The following is a 17167-nucleotide window of genomic DNA, read 5'->3' as shown; positions in this document are numbered from 1 at the left end:
CATGGCTTGTCTGGCGGGGGAGCGCCCAGTTGGCCTTTGCTTCAGTCTCAAATCTGCCGATGACCTGGCCGCGTCCTCCTCCTCCCCCCGGTTTCAGGAAAGATGTCACCCCTTTGATCCATCCATCCGGGGGCTTGAGGACATGACCAATGCGCCGATACAGCGAGGCCGTTAAGGCTGATGTGAGGAGACGGATGCACCCGCCCCACAGGCAGAGCGTGGCCCGGATTTCAGAGGAGCTGGGCATTCACGTGATGACCCTCTACAAATGGAGGAAGGCCTGGCGGTTGCAGGGAGAGGTGGTGCCGGCATCCGAGAAGGAACCAGAGGGCTGGAACGCCGCCGACAAGTTCACGGTGGTGCTGGAAAGCGCCGGGCTCAATGCCACCGAACTCAGCGCCTACTGCCGCGAGCGGGGCCTGTTCCCTGAGCAGGTGAGCCGTTGGCGGCAGGCGGCCCAGGATGCCAACGCCAAGCCGGTGCTGACGATGGCCGAACAGAAGGAGCTCGAGAAGCTCCGCGCCCAGGACCAGCGGGAGATCAAAGCCCTCAGAAAGGAGCTGCAGCGCAAGGAGAAGGCCATGGCGGAGATGGCGGCTTTGCTGGTGCTGCAAAAAAAGTGGGATGCCTTCTGTTCGGAGGAAGAGGAAGGCTGACCAGCGCCGTGCACCGGCGGAAGGTGATCGAGCTGATCGGGGAGGCCAATGCTGCGGGCGCCGGCCTGGTGAGGGCCTGTGGTGTGATCGGCATCTGCCTGCGCACCCTCAAACGCTGGCGGAAGGCCTTCCTGGGTGATGGGGACGGCGTGGATCGCCGTAAAGGCAGTGCTCGGCTGGTGGGTCACCGCCTGAGCGAGGAAGAGCGCCAGCGAATCCTGCTGACGTGCAACCAGCCGGAGTACGCCGCGCTGCCGCCAGGGCAGATCGTGCCGGCACTGTCCGATCAAAAGCTCTTTATTGGTTCAGAGAGCAGCTTCTATCGGGTGCTGCACCAGGCGGGTCAGTGCCACCGCCGGGGGAGGGCCAGGCTGCCTCAAGAACCGCGCTCGGTGCCGCGCCTCAGGGCGGATGGCCCGAACCAGGTTTGGAGCTGGGACATCAGCTTCCTGCCGACCACGGTGCGGGGTGTGTGGCTCTACCTCTACCTGGTGATCGACGTCTGGAGCCGCAAAGTGGTGGCCTGGGATGTGGCCGAGGTGGAGTCGGCTCAGATCGCCGCGGATCTGGTGCAGCGGGCCTGCCTCAAGGAGCGCTACCACCGCCCCAACGGCTTTGGCCGCCGCCAGTGCCAGCAGCAGCCACTAATCCTCCACGCCGACAACGGCAATGCAATGCGCGGGGCGACGCTGGAATCACGGCTCGAGGAGATGGGCGTGCTCAGATCCTTCTCCAGGCCAAGGGTCTCAAACGACAACCCATACTCGGAATCCCTTTTCCGTACGGTCAAATACCGCCCCGACTACCCCAGCCGGCCATTCGCCAACAAAGAGGAGGCCTGTGAATGGGTGGCAGCATTTGTGGATTGGTACAACCACCGGCACCACCACAGCGCGATCAAATTCGTGACGCCCCACCAGCGCCACAGTGGAGCTGCCAAGGCCATTTGCCAGCAGCGCACTGATGTCTACGAGGCCGCCCGCCGTGCCAATCCAACGCGCTGGAGCGGTGCCACCCGCTGCTGGAGTCAACCGGCAGAAGTGTGGATAAACAAGCCAACAGAAGAGCCCGATCCGGTCCTGGCGCTACCCTTAATCAAGGCCGCCTGAATGGCAGCCAAGGAGTGACAACTTTCCTGAAAGTCACCGCTGCAGAACGGCGAGCGCGGCGGAAGTCCCACGGCCGGGTGATGCCGCCCGGCACCTGCCACACCCCTAGGCGAGCGCGAGAGGCCCGCTCTTCTGCTTCTAGATAGGGCTTGCTGAATTTCATTCGCGGGTTTTTCGTCCGCGTCAAGGGCCGCGATCTCAGCCTGCAGCGCCAAGCGCTGGTGACCTCAATTTTACTCCTAGAAGCTGACTAAGCAGCCCACAGAAGCGCTGGACGGCGCCAGGAGGCGAGCAAATAGAGCATCAGGATGTACACAGAGACAAGAATAGAGAATAAGAGGCGCAGTAGCCTGAGAACCTTCTCGGCATTCATCACAAAGAACGCCATCGTGATCACCGTTCTTGATGTTTCAATCAGCTTGGTCATGATCCGATCCAGTCCATATTTCCGTTTGCTCGTTCCGATTCTTCCTTCGATCACGGAACGCTTTCTCAAGTCTGATTTAAAAAGCTCTTGTTGCTCTGCTGTCTGCACCTCGGCCTCTACCTGCTTCTTGCGTGGACGGCCACTGAGCCTGATGTTATTTTCTGCGCAGAACTTCTTGTTGCCTAATGTCATATAGATTGAATCGGCACAGATTCGTGCTGGATAGTACCCTCGCTCTTCCTTGTATTGCTTGGTACGTGCGATCAGGTCGTTGGCTTCATTGTAGTTGTCCCAGCTGATTCGATCCACATCGACAAAGCCATTATCATCTGATATTGAGATCTTCGCACCGAACTCTGTTCGCCTTCCCGCCTTGCCCCTCACGATCGGCCGCACGTGTGGTTTTGACAAATTGACAATCCGATCGTCGATGCGCCGGCTATCAGCGTCATACATCTCCTGCTGCTGCCGGTACAGTTCACTGGTGATCAGCAGCTTGCGGTAGAGCTGGGTTCCAAGCTCCAAAAGCATGGCACCGCAATGGATCATCTGATCAATTGCTCTGAGGTTTCTCCGGATCTCGTTGAGCTGAAAGCGCTTGACTTCACGGATCTCGGCGCATTTGGGCTTTTTCTTCTTGATGATCGCCAGAAACCGATTCCGAGCTTTATCCCGGTTGCAGCGGGGTTTACGATTGATCTTTCCCTGCAACTGCTTGAACAGTTCGTCGATGATCTTCTCAGTGGCCTCTCTCGCTTCGTTGAGCAACCTCAGATCTACTGGGTAGGGAATGTCATCAGGCACGCAGGTTGCATCAAGAATCAGAGTACCCCAGTTACTTTCAGGATCCAACGTTGCAGGCTTCACCCCTAGCGCTTCGTCGATGGCAGCAAGCTGTTGCTCCTCTTCTTGTTCGCTATCATCCTCCTCCGCCGAAACCAGCATCTCTTTAATCATCGCAATGCCATTGGCCTTGGTCATGTCATTGCAGATCTTGATCAGATCAGGGCCAATGCGCTTACGAAAATGCACCATCATCGATGGATCAAACGGGGGCATTGCCTGGTATGCACTCAAGCCAATGAAAAATTGTAGATACGGTGATTCCGTGATCAGCTGAACTGTTTCGCGGTCTGTCACTCCCAGGCGTTGCTGGATGTACAGCGCACCGAACGCCATCTGAAACGGCTTGGCCGGTGCTCCTGTCTTGGCACTGAATTGGGGTGCATACTGGCTTTCCAGCGGCATCCATGGAATCAGGTTACGAAGCAGAAGCCAGCGATTATTAGGATCTAGTTTGCCGCCGAAGGGCGTGTAAAACTCCTCGATCGATAGCTGACCTGCGTGCTGAAAAACGTACATTGGCGTGTCAGCAGATTGTTCTAAGCCAGGAATGGCTCCATTAGGCTCATTTTAACGTGAGACCATCCCTGGAATCAACTGCGGCGCAATGGATATCGGTTCCTCAGCAAGCCCTAGATATGCCTTGGCATCACATCCGCGCAGGTATTGGCGGTAAGCAAAGGCCTGCCCGTCTTCCACCAGCGCCAGGTTGATATTCACGCCACTAACCACCTCTGCGACGCTGCGCCCGTAGCGATCGGTGGTCTTGACCTCAAGCGACACCTCGCGGCCAATCGGCAGCCGCTGCTGCAGGTAGGCGCGGGCATGCTGGCCATAGGGACTTTGGGCTGTCTCGGGAGCATCGATGCAGGCCAGCCGCACGGTGAGCATCTTGCCGCCCTGGCGGACGCGGATGGTGTCGCCATCGCCGATCGAGAGGATGGTGGTGCCAACCTGGGCGACTGCTAGGTCGGGCCACGACAGCGCCACCAATACGGCCGCAGCCAATAGAAACCGTCTAGCCATCGACGGAGTTTGCATCGGCAGCGCCAATCTGTGCATTCACATCAAAAGACGATGGCCCGAAACCTTCCGCTCTTTGGCTTTGCAGTCGCAGCTGCCTTGACTGCAGGCAATGCCCTGGCCCAGCAGCCGGTCCAACCCCTGCCCAAAGTGGGTAGCTGCCCGCTGGGCTACTACAGCTCCGGCGGCTACTGCGTGCCGAGTTCTGGTGGTAACAGCCGCGGCGCCATTGAAAAAAGGGAAGCTGGCTGCCCGCTGGGCTTCTACTCCTCCGGCAGCTACTGCGTCAGCAGTCCGAGTAACGACCGTGAGGCAATTCAAAAAACTGGCAAGGGATGCCCGCTGGGTTGGTATTCATCAAGTGGCTATTGCGTCAAGAGCCGGTGAAATCTGTCCTGCGGGCAGTCCTATGTTGCAGGTATTGCTGAACTGCCGTGCCCCATAGTGAGTTGTTGCGGTTTCTGGCCCATGTGCGGGCTGATCCAGCCCTGCGGCAAATGATGGCCGATGCTCTTACGGCTGATGAGGTGTCGCTGCTTGCCCAAGAGCGGGGATTTCTGGTCTCTGGCAGCGACATCCTGCGCTTCCACGGCCAGTCGGCCTCAGGGATCCGCATCAGTCGTATCGACCACCCTGGCGAATATCCCGGCCGTTACTACTAAGTTCACTTTTGACCGCAATCAGCACTTGCAAAATAAAACCCCTGAGGAAGACCCCAGGGGCGCTGGCTAAGAAATTCAATTGACGGCCGATAGAAGCTGCTGGCGTTGGCGCCTGGGGCCATGCATTCCAGGTGTGGGGCGGATGGTCCTCCTGAGGGCACCTGTGGCGGTGCGGCTGGAGTGTCGATCAGTCAGGCGCACAAGGTGAGCTGCAGTGGGGAATGCTGCTCTCTTGCCCGGCTGAACGACCCGCCTACAGATAAATAGGGCTTGCTGAATTTCATTCGCGGGTTTTTCGTCCGCGCCAAGGGCCGCGACTCAGCCTGCAGCGCCAAGCGCTGGTGACCTCAATTTTACTCCTAGAAGCTGACTAAGCAGCCCACAGAAGCGCTGGACGGCGCCAGGAGGCGAGCAAATAGAGCATCAGGATGTACACAGAGACAAGAATAGATAATAAGAGGCGCAGTAGCCTGAGAACCTTCTCGGCATTCATCACAAAGAACGCCATCGTGATCACCGTTCTTGATGTTTCAATCAGCTTGGTCATGATCCGATCCAGTCCATATTTCCGTTTGCTCGTTCCGATTCTTCCCTCGATCACGGAACGCTTTCTCAAGTCTGATTTAAAAAGCTCTTGTTGCTCTGCTGTCTGCACCTCGGCCTCTACCTGCTTCTTGCGTGGACGGCCACTGAGTCTGATGTTATTTTCTGCGCAGAACTTCTTGTTGCCTAATGTCATATAGATTGAATCGGCACAGATTCGTGCTGGATAGTACCCTCGCTCTTCCTTGTATTGCTTGGTACGTGCGATCAGGTCGTTGGCTTCATTGTAGTTGTCCCAGCTGATTCGATCCACATCGACAAAGCCATTATCATCTGATATTGAGATCTTCGCACCGAACTCTGTTCGCCTTCCCTCCTTGCCCCTCACGATCGGCCGCACGTGTGGTTTTGACAAATTGACAATCCGATCGTCGATGCGCCGGCTATCAGCGTCATACATCTCCTGCTGCTGCCGGTACAGTTCACTGGTGATCAGCAGCTTGCGGTAGAGCTGGGTTCCAAGCTCCAAAAGCATGGCACCGCAATGGATCATCTGATCAATTGCTCTGAGGTTTCTCCGGATCTCGTTGAGCTGAAAGCGCTTGACTTCACGGATCTCGGCGCATTTGGGCTTTTTCTTCTTGATGATCGCCAGAAACCGATTCCGAGCTTTATCCCGGTTGCAGCGGGGTTTACGATTGATCTTTCCCTGCAACTGCTTGAACAGTTCGTCGATGATCTTCTCAGTGGCCTCTCTCGCTTCGTTGAGCAACCTCAGATCTACTGGGTAGGGAATGTCATCAGGCACGCAGGTTGCATCAAGAATCAGAGTACCCCAGTTACTTTCAGGATCCAACGTTGCAGGCTTCACCCCTAGCGCTTCGTCGATGGCAGCAAGCTGTTGCTCCTCTTCTTGTTCGCTATCATCCTCCTCCGCCGAAACCAGCATCTCTTTAATCATCGCAATGCCATTGGCCTTGGTCATGTCATTGCAGATCTTGATCAGATCAGGGCCAATGCGCTTACGAAAATGCACCATCATCGATGGATCAAACGGGGGCATTGCCTGGTATGCACTCAAGCCAATGAAAAATTGTAGATACGGTGATTCCGTGATCAGCTGAACTGTTTCGCGGTCTGTCACTCCCAGGCGTTGCTGGATGTACAGCGCACCGAACGCCATCTGAAACGGCTTGGCCGGTGCTCCTGTCTTGGCACTGAATTGGGGTGCATACTGGCTTTCCAGCGGCATCCATGGAATCAGGTTACGAAGCAGAAGCCAGCGATTATTAGGATCTAGTTTGCCGCCGAAGGGCGTGTAAAACTCCTCGATCGATAGCTGACCTGCGTGCTGAAAAACGTACATTGGCGTGTCAGCAGATTGTTCTAAGCCAGGAATGGCTCCATTAGGCTCATTTTAACGTGAGACCATCCCTGGAATCAACTGCGGCGCAATGGATATCGGTTCCTCAGCAAGCCCTAAATAAAGACTGTTGGAGCAGGGGCCGGCAGTCAGCGTGCTTCTTGAACCTGGCGGGGTGGCGTGTCGTCCATGTTGGGCGCCTCCTGGGTTGATGAGCACAACATCGCTGCTCCAGCGGCTCAGCACAATCGGCCTTTACACGCATTGCCTCTGGCTGCAGATCGGACCAAGATGAAATTGCTTTGTGCTCTGCAGCGGCTCAGAGCCTGCGCAATGGTGGCAGGGTCCACAGCCTGTAGATAACCCTTGGCTTTGCTCGCGCCGAGCGCTCTTTGCGGCTGCTGATCAATGGGCGCGGAAGCCCCAGCGATCGCGATCAGTCACTTGCTTAGCCCTCAAACTCCTTGAAAAATCGGTCCGTCGCGGTCGGAGCGGAATTGCACCTGGGCACGGGGAACGTGCGCTAAGAGCTCCCGTAGCAATTGATCGAGAAGCTTTTTGCTTTGGGGTGCCCCGGCGCCCATCCCTTCCCGGCTGGAGACCAGAACGCCCAGGACATCGCCGCGCCGCAGCTCCAGCAGAAGCTTCACTGGCAGACCACCTGAAACAAGGTCCAACGAGGCATTGCGGCGATCCAGCCAGGTGAGGGCCGCACCCCAGCTCTGGGCGATCTGCTCAAGCGCAGCGCACAGCGCCTGGCCATCAGCGACCGGTGTGATCAGTGCCTCAAAGCGGGCCATGGCTACTTCCCCTCTCATCCACTCTGGCTGTTCACCGTAGTGATCAGGAGCCCGGAGTCACCCTTGAAATGGCTGCTCCCCCCAGGAGCGCCAGCAGCAGGTTGAGGGTCGAATCAAAGCCGCCCTGTAGTTGCTCCAGCGTGCCTGGGCAGATCTGACCAACTGGCCGGCCCGCCAGTGCCCGCTGGCCGCAGACCCCAGCAGCGAGCGCATAGATCAGCAGCTGGGTGCCGATCACCACCGCCAGGGTCTGGAAGACAAACCGCTGCCGATCAAAGGGCGGCTTGGGCACGTGGGGCGCACCTTGAGATGGGCCTGGCGTTACCGGCGGCAGTGCATCGCTCATGGTCTTTGCTCCTGTGGGTCAGTCTTCTGCCTGCTCAGGGGTGGCAGCTGAGCAGCCAGCCGGTCCCTGGACCATCGGCCTCCCAGCGGGGTTGCCAGTTTTTCCAGCTGTAGTGCTGGCCAGCGCCGTTGGCGTTGGCGGTGTAACCACCTGCCACCAGATCGGCTTCCCCATTGGGGTCGTTGTGAATGGCGACCGCCTCGGTGAAACCGATCACCACACTCCAATGGCCGCCGCCGGAGGGTGCTGACACTGGACCGTGATGCAGCCAGCCCACGGCCACTGGCCGGCCCAGGTTGATCTGCTGCTTCAGAGCTGCTCGATCACCATTGGTCGCGAAGTTGGCCGTAAGCCCCAGGGACCTCAAGGCCGAGAGCTGGGCCTCTGCACTGGTGCTGTCGCCGTATTTGGCACGGATGGCGTTGTACTCGTCGTCGGAGCCGACCTTGCCCCAAAAGCGGGCGAGCATGGCGCAGCTGCTGGAGAAGCACTCCCGGTAGCCAGTGCCAGAAGTGTTGTCGTTCTGGTTCTCCCAGGCCACCGCCAGGGGATTGGCATGGGCCGGGGCCTCAGGAGCCGGCGGAGACGACGAGAAGGTTTGCCGCCAGGGTGTCGCCTCGGTGAGGACCGCCGGGTCAGCGCTGATCACGGCGAGCCGCAACTGCTCGATGCCCTCCAGCTGCTGGGGCTGAGCCTTCCAGTTGTCCCAGAACTGACGCCAGCGCTCAGCGCTGAACGGCGCCTGTGCAGCAGGGGTGGCCGATCCGGTGGTGTTGGTCATTGCAGAAGAGCATTCTTCTGCTGTTGCCGCAGCAGGGCGTGCCTGGCGCCCCATGACCTCCCAGCAACGCCGCCCACCTGCAGCGTCCCCTGGCCCTGGAGAAGACCAAACGCGGAGGCACAGGATCCATCCACTGATCCAGGCCTGCCTGCCCGGCCTGCGTGTCACCTGTCAGGCTGCTGAAGGGCGCCGCGCTCGTGATCCTTGCGGTTCAGATTGCTTAGCCTGGGGCCATGACCAATCCCCAGCTCACTGAGAACCTGCTCGCCGTGATCCGTAGCCTGCCGGCTGACGATCGCCGCTGGCTGCTCAGGCAGCTGGAGCAGGACACCAGCGACCTGAGTCACGGTGCCCTGGCTGAGATGGCAATGGCCGGGGGAGCCTTTGACGACCTGGCCGCTGAATCTGACCTCTACAGCTTCTCCGACGGAGAAGCGATCGTTGCCGGCTGATGCTCAGTCGCTACGACATCGTGCTGGTCGCCTTCCCTTTCACGGATGGGCCGGCGGCTAAGCCTCGGCCGGCTTTGGTGATCACCACCAGTGATCGCCATGGGGATGTGCTGCTGGCCTTCATCAGCTCCAACATCAGCGGCCCAACTGCCAGCGATGAGCTCGACATCCCAGCCGAATATCCAGGCTTCTCAGGCACCGGCCTGAAGGTGAGCTCAAGGCTGCGGCTCAGCCGCATGACAACGCTGGCTTTGCCATTGGTGAAACGGCGCATCGGACAGCTTCCGCTGGCCTTGCAGACGACCTGCCAGCAGGTGCTGCAGCGGGTGATCGGCGGCCAAGGCTGAACGCTCTCCTGTGGGGCAGTTCGTCGCGCCTCGGCAATAGCCCCTGACCTCCTTGGGGCTGCGCCCCCTGTGCCATGGGCCTCACCCTGATCGAGGCAGCCAAATACGAAAACCGGCTCGAGCACCTCGCTGTGCTCAAGACGTTTTCAGAGGGCGAACTGCTCGCCCGGCTGCCGTTCATGAATATTGCCGGCAGCGGCCTGTTCTATTCCGCTGAGCAGGAGCTCCCCTCGGTGGGCTTCCGCGCCGTCAATGAGGGCTACACCCAGAGCTATGGCGTGGTGGACCAGCGCGCAGAAGCGGTGCACCTCTTTGGCGGTGACGTGGATGTGGACCGCTCGATCGTGGATCTGATGGGCCCTGAGGCCCGTGCCAGCCAGATCGAGATGAAGGTGCGCTCCATGCGGCTCACTTTGGAGGCAACGGTGATCAACGGCGACACCAGCGCCAACCCAAGGGCCTTTGACGGGCTGAGCAAGCGCCTGCAGCCAGGCGATGCGATGGCAATCGACAACGCCGGCAGTGGCAGCAGCAGCGGTGGCGGCACTGCTCCTGGTGCACCGCTTGATTTTGATCGCCTCGATGAGCTGATCGATTCGGTTAACGCCTACGGCGGCAGCAAGGTGCTGGTGATGAGTAAGGCAATGCGCCGCCAGCTCAATGCCCTGGCCCGCGCCTCTATTGGCGGCGGGGTCTATCAGACCAGCACCAACTCCTTTGGGATGACAGTGCACCGCTACCAGGACTGCGACCTTGTCACGGTCGACCGCGATGCCCAGGGCATTGAGGTGATGGGTTACGACGAGGCGGGCGGCACCAGCTCGATCTACTGCTGCACCTTTGGTGATCAGGGTGTCACCGGCCTGCAGGGCCCCTTCCAGGGTCGCTATGGCATCTCGGTGCGGGATCTGGGCGAGGTGCCTGATGCCCCGGTGTTTCGCACCCGCGTCGATTGGTACGTGGGCTTTGCCGTGCTGCAGAGCCGCGCTGCTGGCCGCCTCTTCAACATCACCCCTGCTAACTGAGCCATGAACGGCAATCCCTTGCTGGATGCGGAGACCACCCTGGTGGGTTGGACCAACCGCAGCGCAATTCGCAACCACGAGCGCACCTTCCTCTCTGGAGAAGAGGTGCTGCTCACCACCAAACTCGATGCGGCGTCACGCTTCTCGGTGGTGGCAAATAATCCTGGCTCTGCTGCTGCAGTTGAGATACAGGTTTCCTTTGCCCCAGTGCTGCGCGATGGCACGATTGGCAGCTGGGTTGTTGCAGCCACCGTTGCGCTGCCAGCAGAAGGCGGGCGGGTGGAGGCCTTCATCAGTGGACGGGACATCCAGCTCAATGCCGCTGATCTAGCCGATGTGGACCTGCCGGCGGTCTGCTTTGCCAAAGCGGAGGTGAGCCCCGAGACCCCTGAGGGGATGCACGTGGGCCTTACCGCCACCATTGCGGCTTGATGATGACCTCTGTGCGTCATGACCTGGGTGATCCGGCCATTCCTGAGGGGATGGTGCGGATCAGTGCTGGAGCAGAGCACCGCTACATCTGGCCGGTGCACCTAGGCGGCTGGCAAAGCCTGGGCTGGCAGCTGCAACCAGCTGCTGGTCTACCGGCGCCGGAACCAAAGCTGCCGGAGCTCGAGCTGGAACCCGAACTCGACCCAGAGCTGCCCCTAGACCCAGAGCCAGACCCAGAACTGGAGATGGCAGAGCTGGGTCGGCAGACATCACCTGCCGGGGTTGAGAGCGACCCCAGTTCTGAACCTGATTTGGCGGAGCCCGAACCGCTCCCAGCGAGCACCGACTTCCAGTCGATGACCAAGGCCCAGATCATTGAGCACTGCTCAAGCGTCTATGGGGTCGAGCTCGATGGCAGCCAGACTAAGGCGGAGCTGGTGGAGCAGGCCACCGCCCTGGAATACCAGGGCGTGACAGAGATCGATGGGCCACTCCCGGATGCGCTGGTGGATGACCCCTTGATCTGAGTTGCTCTTACACGATGACTGCTCAGGGGCACTGGTTCTTGGTGTGGCAGGGGCTCCCTAGAGTTGACGGGATGGTTCTCTGCTCCAGGGCCGCGTCATGGCTGACAGCACGCAACAGTTGATCAGTCGCATCCGCGAGCACAGCCCTCACTTGCAGGAACAATTTGGGGTGCGCCAGCTGCGGTTGTTTGGCTCCTGGGCGCGGGGTGCTGCTGGCATGGCGAGTGATGTGGATGTGCTGGTCGCCTTTGAGGGCCCTGCCAGCGCCAAGCGTTTTTACGGGCTGCAGTTCTTTCTGGAGGATCTGCTCGGCTGCTCCGTGGATCTCGTGAGTGAGAAGGCTCTGCGGGAGGAGTTGCGTCCCGCTGTGGAAGCCGATGCCATCACCATCTGAGCGGGGCCCCCAGAGGGACTGGCAGCTGTATCTCCACGATATGGAGACATTTGCGGCCCGTGCCATCAGCTATTGCGCTGATCTCAGCCTGGATGTCTTTGCAGCTGATCAGCTCCTGCAAGACGGGGTCCTTCGCAACATCGAGCTGATCGGAGAAGCGGCCACCCGTATTCCGCAGGAGGTGCGTGATGCCAACCCAGCTATCGCTTGGCGGCAGATCGTAGCCATGCGTAACCAGCTAATCCACGGTTACCTCGGCATTGACCTGGAGATTGTCTGGGATGTGGTGCAGGTGGAGCTTCCGGCTCTGCTGGAACAATGCGCGCAGGTGCGTGGCGATCGGCAATAGCGGTTGAGCTGGGGCACCGCGCACCGGCTCGCTGCCCATCCATGACCTCCTCGCTGACACAGCAGAGCGCACCTTTCGGTGCGACGCCACAGAGCGCACCTCTCGGTGCGACACGCACCCCAGCAATCAGCAGCAGTGGCATCAGCGCCCAGCTGGTCCGCCTGCTGCCGCCCAGCGGTTGCCCGGGTCAGCCGCTCTGGGTGCCGCCCAATGAGGTGCAGCGTTGGGAGCAGCTGGGGTTTGGCCGTGCGCCGATCCCTGCTGCCGACCTCGAGCTGAGCTGGCAGCCGGCTGTCCAGGAGTCAGGCGGCCTGATCCCGATCGAGCTGCTGCTCAACCCGCGCCTGACTCCCCCCAATGCGGTGACGCTGGACTGGGGTGATGGCCGTACGGAAACCCTGCCCTGGCCTGCAGCCGCTGACGGCAATGCTCGCTTGCAGCACAGCTACGCAGGCCGCAGCGATTACACGGTCCAGGTTGAACTCAGCGGCAATGGCATCACGGCGTCCTTGCTGGTGAGCCTGGCGGGCTGCCCGATCTGGCAGCCCGAACCCATCCCACCACCCCCAACAGGTGGTGGTGGCAGCCGCTGGTTCAACGGTGATGGCCCACCCGGGACCATCGCCGCAGCGGCCCCCGGTGACTACTACCTCGATGGGATCAGCGGCGCCTTCTACCTGCTGGAGGACTGAGCAATGCCCTGGAGCAAGACCCAGAACATCAGGGGACCTGCCGGTCCCCAAGGGGCGCCAGGTCCAACGACCCCTTCTACTGACGCCGGCAACATCACCGGTGCCGGCAGCGATGGCCTGCTCTACACCCCTGCCGCCTGGTTGCTGATAGCCGATCTCACCCTGCATGTCGCCACAACAGGCAGTGACACAACCGGTGATGGCAGCCAGACCGCTCCTTGGGCCAGCCCCCATCGGGCCATGGCCTTCCTCAGAGGGCTGCTGCTGGCCGATGGTGTCTTTGTCACCATCTCAATCGCCGATGGGGCCTACACCTTCTCCAAGGAGCTGAATCTCAACCATCCCCAGGGAACGCAGATCAGCATCGAGGGCACCAGCACCAGCGGCACCCGGCCAACCGGCACGAGCCTCAATGGCGGTGGTGGCAAGGGCTATTCCACAAGCTCCGAATCCTTCAATGACGCGAAACTCAAGGCGTATTACCGGAGCCAATGGCAGTTCAACGGCTGTGATGGGTTGCGCTGTGACCTCGGTGGCGGTGTCACCGTCGACAAGCTTTTGATCCGCGGCGATGGAACGGCCTACACCGATGGGGTGCTGGCCGGTGGTAAGGACCCACTGCGCATCCAGCAGAGCCTCTATATCGACAAAGCATCAAGCGGCTCAATCAATCTGGGCCAGACAGTGGCGGTCCATAACTTCGGGAGGCTTGGTATCGCCACCGGCTATGGCGGCTCCATCTGCGCAGAAGCCGTAACGGTGACCAATACCAAAAGCGATGGGATCAGGACCTATTTCGGCGGTTCGATCCAGGCCTACCAGGCCACGATTTCCAATTGCAATGGTGATGGCATTGCCAACTGCCATGGCGGCTCGATCAACGCCATGGATGCGATGGCAGCCAATAACTTCAACAATGGCATCATCTGCTTCTACGGCGGCTCGATTCTGGCTAAAGGAGCAACGGCAGCAAACAATCTCCAGAGCGGTGTGATCATCAGACACGGCGGAACGATTTTCGCCTCTGCCGCTAACGCCTCCAGTAATAACCAGAACGGCTTCTCGACAAATTATGGCGGCTCCATCTATGGCGGTGATCTGACGGCCGCCAACAACCAGAGAAATGGGATCTATATCGGTTACGGCGGCAACATCCTGGCCAGTGCTGCCACCTTGACAGGCAATGGGGAAAGCGCTGCCAAAGCAGAAGGTGATGGCTTTATGCGGTTGAATGGCGCGATCTATGACGGCATCCTCTCGCCGGCTGCCAACACGCTGGGCAACGGCAAGGCCTATATCCAGACCATTTGATTGGCAGGATCGTCATCACCAACCCATCAGCTGCTGTGATGCACTGCAGCGAAAGCCAGTGGCTACCGGCTGCCGCCGGCCAGCATCACGGCTCCGGTGCTGGGTAGCTCCAGCTATGGGCCAACCCCTCCTGATCGGCAATAGATCTGAGAATTCGCCGGGCCGCTGGCTCGCTTGACCATGGCCTGGGCAGCTGCCGGCTCCCTCAAGGGACCACAGGGCATTGAGGGTTCACAGGGTGTCGCTGGTCCGGCCGGCCCTGCTGGAGCCGATGGCCTCCAGGGCATTCAGGGCGCGCAGGGCATCCCCGGCCCGGAGGGTCCCCAGGGCATCCAGGGCCTCGAGGGTGCGGCCGGCACCGGCATCAACTTCCGCGGCCAGGTCGCAACGGTCGCTGAGCTGCCAGCAGGTGCGGCCCAGGGCGATGCCTACATCGTCCAGGCCGACGACAGCCTGCAGGTGTGGGACGCGCCCAGCAGCAGCTGGGTGAGTGGCGGCTCGATCCAGGGACCCCAGGGGATCGCCGGTGCCCAGGGCAGCCAGGGCCTGCAGGGGGAGATCGGTCCGGCCGGCCCCCAGGGCCAGCAGGGAATCGATGGGCCGGCCGGCAGTGCGGGCGAGCGGGGAACCGGCTGGTTCAACAGCACGGGTGCTCCTGCAGCTGACATCCCAGGTGCGATTACAGGTGATCTGTATCTGGACAACGCCACCGGCGATGTGTACACCCTGAGCTGAGCTCAGGAGCAGAGCGGTGGCGCAGGGGCGCATCGACAAGCGCGCTGGTGCGTGCTTCAGCGAACCACACGTTGCGGACAGATCTGCCACTGTGCCCCCCAGCCAATCGCAGCCAGATGAGTCGGTCCGATCTCGAGCGCTTGGTGGCTGATGCAGAAACCAGCCAGGAGCTCCAGCAGACCCTGAGCCAGTGCCGCAGCCGCGAGGAGCTGCTGCACACCGCCCGTTGCCTGGGCTATCGCGTCACCAGAAACGACCTGCAGAACGCCTGGCTGGAGCACCGCAATGCACCAGCCGCCCACAGAGCTGATCGTGCTGATCGATGGGCAGCAGGCGGCAGCTGAGCTGCCTGCTGCCAGGCCAACGGCCCCCGAGCAGAACGGTTCAGAGACGCAGTCCGGGTGCCAATTACTGAGCGCATGAGACCTTCTTCCTCCGGGCATGGTTTTACAAAAGCGAGGTTCGTTGGTGCACCAGCGGCCGGCTCGACTGGCAGGAGCTGAGCAACCTGCCTCCTAGTAGCCTCACGGCTCTGGGCCCCTCCGCCCTGGCGACTGGGGTAGCGGCGCTCGACAAGCTCAGTGTCGTCTTGATCGGGGTGTTGGCCTTGGTGTTTTTGGGCGAGCCGCTGGACCTCATGGCATGGCTCGGGGTGGTGTTAACGGCTGCCGGTGCCGCTTTGGTGGCCTGGGTCTGGCAAAGGGCTGTTGCAGCGGGGGAGCCTTTCCAGAAGGGACTGGATACAGTGACCCCAGGCTTGGGAAGCCCAATGCAACTCGCTGAACTCAAGGCCCTCGCACCTCAGATCGATGCTCTGCTGGCCCAGTACGGAGCCAGCAACCTGGCCGTCTTTGGCTCGGTGGCTCGTGACCTGGCCTGTGCCGGCAGCGATGTGGATTTGCTGGTGGACCTGCCCCAGGGCACCAGCCTGCTGGATCACTCCGCCCTGAAGCTGGAACTGGAGGAACTGCTGCAACAGAAGGTGGATCTGATACGCCGCCGCAACCTCAAGCCGTCCCTGCGACAGCGGGTGGAAGCGGAAGCCGTCGCACTGGGATGAGCGAGCGCGACCACGAGGCTCTCGGAGATATCCTTGGGGTGCTGGATCGAGCCTTGGGTTTTCCGATCACCGATCTGCAGACCCTGGAAGACACCGACTATCTGCAGGATGCCCTGATTCGCTGTCTGGAGGTGCTAGGCGAAGCAACCAAGCGCCTGAGCCAGGACTGCCGCGACCGCCATCCTGAGGTTCCCTGGCGGGCAATGGCAGGCATGCGTGACCTGTTGATCCACGCCTATGACCGAGTGGATCTGGAAGAGGTATGGGAGGCCTATCGCCAGTTCGCCTGGTTGCGGGACCAGATCGCTGCGATGGTTGATACCCCCACGGAGTGAGAGTGCCTGGGGGGGACTGCTGCCATCGCGGCACCGTGGAAAGCTCGGCCCGGCGGAGCCGGGCCGGCATATAAGCCTCAGGCCAAAGCAGGCCGCAGATCGCTCAAGGCGCTGCGCCCGGCTTCCAGCTCACATCGCAGCACTAGCAACTCCTGCTGGGCCTGCAGCCGCTCATCTAACTCATCCACCCGGGCCAGGCACTGGCGGATGGCGGGCAGCACCTCTTCTTCCAGGCGGGTGATCTCCTCCTCTCCATAGGGCTGCTCGCTCCAGGTGCGGCGCAGCGGCAGATCACGCCGCAGCAGCTGCTCGATGGAGCGTGAGGCGCGCTCTAGCAGTAGGAAGGGATCTTCTTCTGGCCGGCAGAACTTGGACTGGGCAGCTAGTGATGCCATGACTTTCGGCGCCAGGTGTGGCGCAGCGATGGGACCGATCCCAGCGGAGGTCCGACGTCAGGAGGGCCTCAAACTGGAGAGGACCCGGAGCAAGCACCACAGGGCTAGGCCCAGTCAGGGCAGGGCTTCTGCAAAAGTCAGGTCAAGGCAGGAGCGATCAAATCTTTCGCAAGCGCGGCTTGTTGAGGTGATGCACCGCATGCAACACCACGCCAAATAGCCCTGAGCGATCAAAGACATCCAGGTCCAAAGGAATTGCTACTTCTCCTGGCCGCACCGGCTCAAGCAACCACTGCTCCCCCTGGCGCAGCAGCGGCCGCATTAAGAAGCTGCCCTGGTGGGCAACGACGACGACATGGCCGGAGCAGGGTTCGACACTGCGGTCGATCACCATCAGGTCGCCGTCCTGAATCCCATGCTGGCGCAGGCGATTGCCGCTGACCCGCATGTAAAAAGTGCAGACCGGGTTGGGAACCAAAGCAGCATGGAGATCTAAGTCCTCACCTAAGAGTTTGCTGAAAAACCAAGCCTGCGCGAAAATGGATTAACCGCCCAGCCCA

Annotated in this window: 23 protein-coding genes and 1 pseudogene; 16 read left to right on the top strand and 8 right to left on the bottom strand. The window is 60.6% G+C overall.

Going from position 1 to position 17167, the window contains the following annotated elements; genetic code table 11:
- Positions 1 to 149: 149 nt before the first annotated feature.
- Positions 150 to 1765 (top strand): annotated as a pseudogene (locus H8F27_RS16400) (IS3 family transposase).
- Positions 1766 to 2015: 250 nt separating this feature from the next.
- Here H8F27_RS16400 and H8F27_RS16395 read toward each other — a convergent pair.
- Positions 2016 to 3554: an IS5 family transposase gene (locus H8F27_RS16395; protein WP_197149537.1), complete on the bottom strand. Its 1539-nt coding sequence runs from the start codon at positions 3552 to 3554 to the stop codon at positions 2016 to 2018.
- 51 nt (positions 3555 to 3605) lie between these two features.
- A complete protein-coding gene (locus H8F27_RS16390) occupies positions 3606 to 4061 on the bottom strand; it encodes a thermonuclease family protein (protein WP_197149535.1) in 456 nt (151 codons plus the stop codon).
- Between the two features lie 96 nt (positions 4062 to 4157).
- On the opposite strand from H8F27_RS16390, the gene H8F27_RS16385 reads away from it, so the two are divergent.
- Both H8F27_RS16385 and H8F27_RS16380 read left to right on the top strand, forming a co-directional pair.
- Positions 4158 to 4445 (top strand): hypothetical protein, encoded by a 288-nt coding sequence (locus H8F27_RS16385; RefSeq protein ID WP_231596383.1) that lies wholly within the window; start codon positions 4158 to 4160, stop codon positions 4443 to 4445.
- Between the two features lie 47 nt (positions 4446 to 4492).
- A complete protein-coding gene (locus tag H8F27_RS16380; RefSeq protein ID WP_197149530.1) occupies positions 4493 to 4720 on the top strand; it encodes a Nif11-like leader peptide family natural product precursor in 228 nt (75 codons plus the stop codon).
- 370 nt (positions 4721 to 5090) lie between these two features.
- On the opposite strand, the gene H8F27_RS16375 is transcribed toward H8F27_RS16380, so the two are convergent.
- From H8F27_RS16375 to H8F27_RS16360, 4 genes are all read right to left on the bottom strand, one after another.
- Positions 5091 to 6629, bottom strand: coding sequence for an IS5 family transposase (locus H8F27_RS16375; RefSeq protein ID WP_197149529.1), 1539 nt, complete (start codon positions 6627 to 6629; stop codon positions 5091 to 5093).
- Between the two features lie 452 nt (positions 6630 to 7081).
- Entirely contained in the window at positions 7082 to 7426 is a 345-nt protein-coding gene (locus H8F27_RS16370) for a hypothetical protein (protein ID WP_231596382.1), read from the bottom strand.
- A 43-nt stretch (positions 7427 to 7469) separates the two neighbouring features.
- On the bottom strand, positions 7470 to 7772 hold the full coding sequence (locus tag H8F27_RS16365) for a hypothetical protein (protein WP_197149527.1): 303 nt from the start codon (positions 7770 to 7772) through the stop codon (positions 7470 to 7472).
- A gap of 34 nt (positions 7773 to 7806) precedes the next feature.
- Positions 7807 to 8553, bottom strand: a complete 747-nt coding sequence (locus H8F27_RS16360; protein ID WP_197149525.1) for a C39 family peptidase — start codon at positions 8551 to 8553, stop codon at positions 7807 to 7809.
- Between the two features lie 233 nt (positions 8554 to 8786).
- On the opposite strand from H8F27_RS16360, the gene H8F27_RS16355 reads away from it, so the two are divergent.
- From H8F27_RS16355 to H8F27_RS16295, 13 genes are all read left to right on the top strand, one after another.
- Positions 8787 to 9005 (top strand): hypothetical protein, encoded by a 219-nt coding sequence (locus H8F27_RS16355; protein WP_197149523.1) that lies wholly within the window; start codon positions 8787 to 8789, stop codon positions 9003 to 9005.
- The gene (locus tag H8F27_RS16350) at positions 9005 to 9352 is read left to right on the top strand and encodes a type II toxin-antitoxin system PemK/MazF family toxin (RefSeq protein ID WP_197149522.1); all 348 of its coding nucleotides are present in this window, start codon (positions 9005 to 9007) and stop codon (positions 9350 to 9352) included. Before H8F27_RS16355 ends, H8F27_RS16350 begins: the two co-directional genes overlap by 1 nt.
- Before the next feature lie 74 nt (positions 9353 to 9426).
- Positions 9427 to 10377, top strand: coding sequence for a major capsid protein (locus H8F27_RS16345; protein ID WP_197149520.1), 951 nt, complete (start codon positions 9427 to 9429; stop codon positions 10375 to 10377).
- 3 nt (positions 10378 to 10380) lie between these two features.
- Entirely contained in the window at positions 10381 to 10809 is a 429-nt protein-coding gene (locus H8F27_RS16340) for a hypothetical protein (RefSeq protein ID WP_197149518.1), read from the top strand.
- A 2-nt stretch (positions 10810 to 10811) separates the two neighbouring features.
- Positions 10812 to 11336: a hypothetical protein gene (locus tag H8F27_RS16335; protein WP_197149516.1), complete on the top strand. Its 525-nt coding sequence runs from the start codon at positions 10812 to 10814 to the stop codon at positions 11334 to 11336.
- A gap of 97 nt (positions 11337 to 11433) precedes the next feature.
- On the top strand, positions 11434 to 11730 hold the full coding sequence (locus H8F27_RS16330; protein ID WP_197149514.1) for a nucleotidyltransferase family protein: 297 nt from the start codon (positions 11434 to 11436) through the stop codon (positions 11728 to 11730).
- Positions 11731 to 11770: 40 nt separating this feature from the next.
- A complete protein-coding gene (locus H8F27_RS16325; protein WP_197149512.1) occupies positions 11771 to 12079 on the top strand; it encodes a DUF86 domain-containing protein in 309 nt (102 codons plus the stop codon).
- A gap of 41 nt (positions 12080 to 12120) precedes the next feature.
- Positions 12121 to 12771 (top strand): hypothetical protein, encoded by a 651-nt coding sequence (locus tag H8F27_RS16320; RefSeq protein WP_197149511.1) that lies wholly within the window; start codon positions 12121 to 12123, stop codon positions 12769 to 12771.
- A 3-nt stretch (positions 12772 to 12774) separates the two neighbouring features.
- Positions 12775 to 14082 carry a right-handed parallel beta-helix repeat-containing protein gene (locus tag H8F27_RS16315; RefSeq protein ID WP_197149509.1) on the top strand — a complete coding sequence of 436 codons (1308 nt, stop codon included), beginning with the start codon at positions 12775 to 12777 and terminating at the stop codon, positions 14080 to 14082.
- Positions 14083 to 14262: 180 nt separating this feature from the next.
- Positions 14263 to 14817, top strand: coding sequence for a collagen-like protein (locus H8F27_RS16310; protein ID WP_197149508.1), 555 nt, complete (start codon positions 14263 to 14265; stop codon positions 14815 to 14817).
- A gap of 116 nt (positions 14818 to 14933) precedes the next feature.
- Entirely contained in the window at positions 14934 to 15161 is a 228-nt protein-coding gene (locus tag H8F27_RS16305) for a Nif11-like leader peptide family natural product precursor (RefSeq protein WP_197149506.1), read from the top strand.
- 425 nt (positions 15162 to 15586) lie between these two features.
- Positions 15587 to 15877, top strand: coding sequence for a nucleotidyltransferase family protein (locus tag H8F27_RS16300; RefSeq protein WP_197149504.1), 291 nt, complete (start codon positions 15587 to 15589; stop codon positions 15875 to 15877).
- Positions 15874 to 16212 (top strand): DUF86 domain-containing protein, encoded by a 339-nt coding sequence (locus tag H8F27_RS16295; protein WP_197149501.1) that lies wholly within the window; start codon positions 15874 to 15876, stop codon positions 16210 to 16212. Before H8F27_RS16300 ends, H8F27_RS16295 begins: the two co-directional genes overlap by 4 nt.
- Before the next feature lie 77 nt (positions 16213 to 16289).
- Here H8F27_RS16295 and H8F27_RS16290 read toward each other — a convergent pair whose 3' ends face one another.
- On the bottom strand, positions 16290 to 16607 hold the full coding sequence (locus H8F27_RS16290; RefSeq protein ID WP_197149500.1) for a hypothetical protein: 318 nt from the start codon (positions 16605 to 16607) through the stop codon (positions 16290 to 16292).
- A 157-nt stretch (positions 16608 to 16764) separates the two neighbouring features.
- Complete coding sequence (locus tag H8F27_RS16285; RefSeq protein ID WP_255517770.1) at positions 16765 to 17148, bottom strand: LexA family transcriptional regulator; 384 nt, start codon at positions 17146 to 17148, stop codon at positions 16765 to 16767.
- Positions 17149 to 17167 lie beyond the last annotated feature (19 nt).

Origin of the sequence: Synechococcus sp. CBW1108 (assembly GCF_015840335.1) — a bacterium.
Taxonomy (GTDB): domain Bacteria; phylum Cyanobacteriota; class Cyanobacteriia; order PCC-6307; family Cyanobiaceae; genus Cyanobium_A.
The sequence above is the reverse complement of the archived record's forward strand: the minus strand, read 5'-3'. Positions and strand labels throughout refer to the sequence as shown.

Excerpts from the sequence above, each read along its gene's own strand:
- H8F27_RS16360 (WP_197149525.1), bottom strand. The coding sequence starts at position 8,553 with ATGACCAACACCACCGGATCGGCCACCCCTGCTGCACAGGCGCCGTTC.
- H8F27_RS16375 (WP_197149529.1), bottom strand. The coding sequence starts at position 6,629 with ATGTACGTTTTTCAGCACGCAGGTCAGCTATCGATCGAGGAGTTTTAC.
- H8F27_RS16320 (WP_197149511.1), top strand. The coding sequence starts at position 12,121 with ATGACCTCCTCGCTGACACAGCAGAGCGCACCTTTCGGTGCGACGCCA.
- H8F27_RS16305 (WP_197149506.1), top strand. The coding sequence starts at position 14,934 with ATGAGTCGGTCCGATCTCGAGCGCTTGGTGGCTGATGCAGAAACCAGC.
- H8F27_RS16355 (WP_197149523.1), top strand. The coding sequence starts at position 8,787 with ATGACCAATCCCCAGCTCACTGAGAACCTGCTCGCCGTGATCCGTAGC.
- H8F27_RS16340 (WP_197149518.1), top strand. The coding sequence starts at position 10,381 with ATGAACGGCAATCCCTTGCTGGATGCGGAGACCACCCTGGTGGGTTGG.
- H8F27_RS16310 (WP_197149508.1), top strand. The coding sequence starts at position 14,263 with ATGGCCTGGGCAGCTGCCGGCTCCCTCAAGGGACCACAGGGCATTGAG.
- H8F27_RS16290 (WP_197149500.1), bottom strand. The coding sequence starts at position 16,607 with ATGGCATCACTAGCTGCCCAGTCCAAGTTCTGCCGGCCAGAAGAAGAT.
- H8F27_RS16350 (WP_197149522.1), top strand. The coding sequence starts at position 9,005 with ATGCTCAGTCGCTACGACATCGTGCTGGTCGCCTTCCCTTTCACGGAT.
- H8F27_RS16370 (WP_231596382.1), bottom strand. The coding sequence starts at position 7,426 with ATGGCCCGCTTTGAGGCACTGATCACACCGGTCGCTGATGGCCAGGCG.
- H8F27_RS16365 (WP_197149527.1), bottom strand. The coding sequence starts at position 7,772 with ATGAGCGATGCACTGCCGCCGGTAACGCCAGGCCCATCTCAAGGTGCG.
- H8F27_RS16395 (WP_197149537.1), bottom strand. The coding sequence starts at position 3,554 with ATGTACGTTTTTCAGCACGCAGGTCAGCTATCGATCGAGGAGTTTTAC.
- H8F27_RS16390 (WP_197149535.1), bottom strand. The coding sequence starts at position 4,061 with ATGGCTAGACGGTTTCTATTGGCTGCGGCCGTATTGGTGGCGCTGTCG.
- H8F27_RS16300 (WP_197149504.1), top strand. The coding sequence starts at position 15,587 with ATGCAACTCGCTGAACTCAAGGCCCTCGCACCTCAGATCGATGCTCTG.
- H8F27_RS16330 (WP_197149514.1), top strand. The coding sequence starts at position 11,434 with ATGGCTGACAGCACGCAACAGTTGATCAGTCGCATCCGCGAGCACAGC.
- H8F27_RS16345 (WP_197149520.1), top strand. The coding sequence starts at position 9,427 with ATGGGCCTCACCCTGATCGAGGCAGCCAAATACGAAAACCGGCTCGAG.
- H8F27_RS16335 (WP_197149516.1), top strand. The coding sequence starts at position 10,812 with ATGACCTCTGTGCGTCATGACCTGGGTGATCCGGCCATTCCTGAGGGG.
- H8F27_RS16295 (WP_197149501.1), top strand. The coding sequence starts at position 15,874 with ATGAGCGAGCGCGACCACGAGGCTCTCGGAGATATCCTTGGGGTGCTG.
- H8F27_RS16325 (WP_197149512.1), top strand. The coding sequence starts at position 11,771 with ATGGAGACATTTGCGGCCCGTGCCATCAGCTATTGCGCTGATCTCAGC.
- H8F27_RS16315 (WP_197149509.1), top strand. The coding sequence starts at position 12,775 with ATGCCCTGGAGCAAGACCCAGAACATCAGGGGACCTGCCGGTCCCCAA.